The sequence below is a fragment of the Micrococcus sp. LASM2_SD2 genome (genome assembly GCF_057364565.1).
The window spans coordinates 1-2,775 of the sequence record NZ_JBNFOB010000275.1; the positions used below are offsets into that span (position 1 = coordinate 1).

Genomic DNA, 2,775 nt, shown 5'->3' on the forward strand with positions numbered 1-2,775 from the left:
CCCCGCCTCCGTGCGGAAGGCGGGCGGCCGTCGTCGGGGTCTCTCTGCCCGGCGAGGACGCCGGGGGGAGCGGCGGATCAGCGCGGGGCCATGCGGACGGCGCCGTCGAGGCGGATGACCTCGCCGTTGAGCATGCGGTTCTCGATGATGTGCATGGCCAGGGAGGCGTACTCCTCCGGGGTGCCGAGGCGGGATGGGAACGGGATCTGCTCGGCCAGGGAGGCCTGCGCCTTCTCCGGCAGGCCGGCCATCATCGGGGTCCAGAAGATGCCCGGGGCGATGGTCATGACGCGGATGCCGTTGCGGGCGAACTCGCGGGCCAGCGGCAGGGTCATCGCGGCCACGCCGCCCTTGGAAGCGGAGTAGGCGGCCTGGCCGATCTGGCCGTCGAACGCGGCCACGGAGGCGGTGTTGATGATCACGCCGCGCTCGCCGTCCTCGCCCGGCTCGTTCTGCGCCATGGCCTCGGCGGCCAGGCGGATCACGTTGAAGGTGCCGATCAGGTTGATGTTGATCGTGCGGGTGAAGTTCTCCAGCGGCAGCACGCCCTCACGGCCCAGGGTCTTCTCCGCCGTGGCGATGCCGGCGCAGTTCACCACGCCGGCCAGCGGGGCGCCCTGCTCTGTGGCGACCTTGACGGCGTTCGCCACCTGCTCCTCGTTTGTCACGTCCGTCTCCACCATGACGGCGCCCTCGGGGGCCTCGCCCTTCAGGTCCACCACAACGACCTTGGCACCCTCCTCAAGGAGGGCCTTGGTGGTGGCGGCGCCGAGGCCCGAGGCGCCTCCGGTGACGATGAACGTGCGGTCCTTGAACTGCATGGATGTCCTCCAGATCAATGGGGATCAGTGGTTGAGGTCACAGTCAGCCTAGCCCGAGGATCCCCCGGAACACGCCCATGCCGAAGTAGAAGACGAAGGCCAGGGCCACGGCCCACAGCAGCGGGTGGACCTCCTTCGCCCTGCCCTGCCCGGTGCGGATCACCGCGTAGGCGATCATGCCGGCGCCGATACCGTTGGCGATCGAGTAGGTGAACGGCATCAGGATGAAGGTGAGGAAGGCGGGGAACGCGGCGCCGGCGTCGGACCAGTCGATGTCCACGGCCTGGGCGGCCATCATGAAGCCGACCACCACGAGCGCCGGGGCCACGGCCTCGAACGGGACGAGGTGGATCAGCGGAGTCAGGAACATGGCCAGCAGGAACAGCACGCCCGTCACCACGGAGGCGATGCCGGTGCGGGCTCCCTCGCCGATGCCCGTGCCGGACTCCACGAAGATCTGGTTGGCGGAGCCGGAGGCACCGCCGCCGCCGGTCACGGCGAGGGCGTCCACCATGAGCACGCGGTTGAGGTCCGGGATGCTGCCGTCCGGCTCCACGGTGCCGGCCTCGCGGGCCAGGCCCACGGAGGTGCCCATTGCGTCGAAGAACACGGAGAGCAGGATGGCGAAGACCAGCAGCGCCGCCATGAGGCCACCGACCTCCTGGAACGCACCGAACAGGCTGACCTGGCCGAGCAGGGACAGGTCCGGGGCGGTCCACTCCGGCATGGAGGGCGCCACCAGGGACCAGCCGGTGGGGTTCACGTCGCCTGCGGCGTCCACGGAGGGGCCGATGTGGAAGACGGCCTCGAGGACGTTGGCCAGGACCGTGGCCGCCACGATGCCGATCAGGATGGCGCCGCGGACCCTCCGGATCACCAGGATCGCGGTGAGCGCCAGGCCCACGATGAACACGAGCACCGGCCAGCCCTCGAGCTCGCCGCCGGTGCCCAGGCCCACGGGGACGGTGGTGCCAGCGGCGTCCGGCAGGCGGCGCACGAAGCCGGCGTTGACCAGGCCGATCAGGGCGATGAACAGGCCGATGCCCACCACGATGCCCGTCTTCAGGGCCGCCGGCACCGCGTCGAACACGGCACGCCGGAAGCCGGTGGCCACCAGCACCGCCATGATCAGGCCGGCCAGGACCACCAGACCCATGACGGACGGCCAGGTCAGGCCCGGGGTGGTGGCGATGGTGATGGACAGGAACGCGTTGATGCCCAGGCCCGCGGCGAGCGCGAACGGGTGACGCGCCCACAGGCCCATGACGATGGTGAAGACGCCGGCCACCAGGGCGGTGACCGCCGCGACGCGGGGGATCCCGAGCTCGCCGCCGGCGGAGTCCGCGCCGGAGAGCACGAGCGGGTTCAGCACGATGATGTAGCTCATCGCCAGGAAGGTGGCCAGGCCGCCGCGGACCTCCTGGCCGAGGGTGGAGCCGCGTTCGGTCAGGCGGAAGTAGTGGTCGAGCGTGCGGCGGCCGGAGGGTGTGCTGGCGGCGGCTGTGGAGGAGGGCGTGCGTGACATGCGCCCATCGTAATGAGCGCCGTGGACGCCGCTGTGGGGCGTGACGCCGTGGGGAGTAGGCTCGCGGCTTGATGACTTCCCGGCACCACGACGACGGCTCCGACGCCTCCGCGCGGGGCGGCCCCCTGGCGGGGGCCTTCCAGATCTACGCCCCCTCCACGATCTACGCGATCGGCCTGGGCGCGATGATGCCGGCGGTGGCGACGGCGGCCCTGGACTTCGGTGCGGCTCCGGCACTGGCCGCGGCCGTGGTGGTGCTGATCGGTGTGGGCGGGCTGCTGATGAACGGCCCGGCCGCCCTGCTCGTCTCGAGGGTGGGGGAGCGGCGCACCATCATCGCCTCCGCGTTCCTGGGCGCGGTGGCCGCGCTGCTGGCCTGGGCCACCACGTCCCGCTGGCACCTGGCGGCGGGCCTGCCGCAGGAGGCCG

2 protein-coding genes and 1 pseudogene are annotated in these 2,775 nt (G+C 71.6%); 1 reads left to right on the top strand and 2 read right to left on the bottom strand.

What is annotated here, in order from left to right:
* Positions 1–77 precede the first annotated feature (77 nt).
* Positions 78–821, bottom strand: a complete 744-nt coding sequence (locus AC2W7A_RS11315; RefSeq protein WP_485991440.1) for a 3-hydroxyacyl-CoA dehydrogenase — start codon at positions 819–821, stop codon at positions 78–80.
* A 43-nt stretch (positions 822–864) separates the two neighbouring features.
* Positions 865–2,346 carry an NCS2 family permease gene (locus AC2W7A_RS11320; RefSeq protein ID WP_485991441.1) on the bottom strand — a complete coding sequence of 494 codons (1,482 nt, stop codon included), beginning with the start codon at positions 2,344–2,346 and terminating at the stop codon, positions 865–867.
* 71 nt (positions 2,347–2,417) lie between these two features.
* On the opposite strand from AC2W7A_RS11320, the pseudogene AC2W7A_RS11325 reads away from it, so the two are divergent.
* Positions 2,418–2,775 (top strand): annotated as a pseudogene (locus tag AC2W7A_RS11325) (hypothetical protein); the annotation flags it as partial.